This is a genomic window from Microcystis sp. BLCC-F209 (genome assembly GCF_041928595.1).
Classification (GTDB): domain Bacteria; phylum Cyanobacteriota; class Cyanobacteriia; order Cyanobacteriales; family Microcystaceae; genus Microcystis.
The window spans coordinates 1-1,421 of record NZ_JBHFLL010000061.1; the positions used below are offsets into that span (position 1 = coordinate 1).

Here is a 1,421-nt window from a genome sequence, read left to right on the forward strand (position 1 = left end):
CAGGGTAAGAGCATCTCAATTAGGCTTGACAAAAGGCTTTCAGCACAGCCATCATATAGTTATTATCCATGGCCGCCCGTTTACTTTTTTGTGCCAGACTACGTCGGTAAGTGGATTCCTGGTTAAGAGCGTTAAGTGCTACTCGTCTCAAGAAGGCTCCCATTACGAGGGCTGTGACCAGAGCGAATCCGACATTGATCCTCATTAAAAGTAACATCTAAAATCCAATGAGCCTGATTTTCAATGCCCCAATGTTTACGAATAGCATTACCTATTTTTTGAGCATCAGCAGGGAGAGAACTGAGATAAAATTGGACTTCACCAGTGGTTTTATGACCAGGATGACGAACTCGTTTAACCATGATAATACTTTGAAGTCCTTGCCATTGAGCCTGTTGATAAAGACCGCCGAAAGCTTCTAAAGGTACAGCCCAACACCAACGTTTTTCGAGGCGATGATGACCTTTTTCCAGACGGTAATCATAACTAAATTGAATACCATCAAATTGATGTGCTTGAGCTTGCTCAAACCAGTTTTTGACCTGAGTATAAAGAGTCGGATGATTAGCTTTAAGGGCGACAACGTAGTCAGCTTTTTTGGCTTGAATATGATTAATAATCGCCGTTTGAGTTCCCATAGCATCTAGGGTGATAATTGCCCCTTGAAGGTCTAACAGTTCTAGTAAAGCGGGAATAGCAGTAATCTCATTGGATTTATCTTCCACCTTGACTTGTCCTAAAACTAATTTCTGCTCCCCCGCCCAAGCCGTCACTAAATGCAAGGCTTTAATTCCTTGATTACGGTCGTAAGAACCTCTGAGACTTTTCCCGTCTATGGGAACTATTTCCCCCGAAAGAGAACCGATTAAATGGGGCAGCCATTGAGACAAAACTTTGGCCAAAACTTCCGGGTTAATCCGTTCAAAAACCCGCCGAAAAGTGTCATCAGAAGGAATGCCATTAGGTAATTCTAAAAACTCAGATAACCAAGACTGCTTACTGAGTCCATAATTTTCCATGTCTTCCCAACCTTTGGCTCCTGCTATAACTGCTAAAACAGCAATGACTAAAATATCAGTTAATAAATGTTTTTGGGTTCGGGACACTCTTGGGTCAGGAATATCTTGAAGATAAGTCAATAAACTAGCTTGAATTTCATTTATTGATGTTAAAGGAAGCTCAGGTTTTAGTTGAGCTTTATTTCCGGTGGGTAGAACGGGAGCAAAACCTTTACCCATGAGCTATTTCCTCATTAATTTTCATCAACAACAGTGAGACTAAGGCTAATTATAAATTATACAGAGGTAGCAGCGGCTAAGTCTGGGTACTGGCAGTGCGGGACGGTGCTATGGCGATTTGATTACCCTATTCAGAAATCTTTGTCAAGTACAATTTATACCAAATTAGATGAGCTTACCCTG

At 41.3% G+C, this 1,421-nt stretch carries 1 pseudogene; it reads right to left on the bottom strand.

Annotated features, from left to right (window positions below):
- Positions 1 to 19: 19 nt before the first annotated feature.
- Positions 20 to 1,238, bottom strand: a pseudogene (locus tag ACE1AQ_RS03905) (ISAs1 family transposase).
- Positions 1,239 to 1,421: the final 183 nt, after the last annotated feature.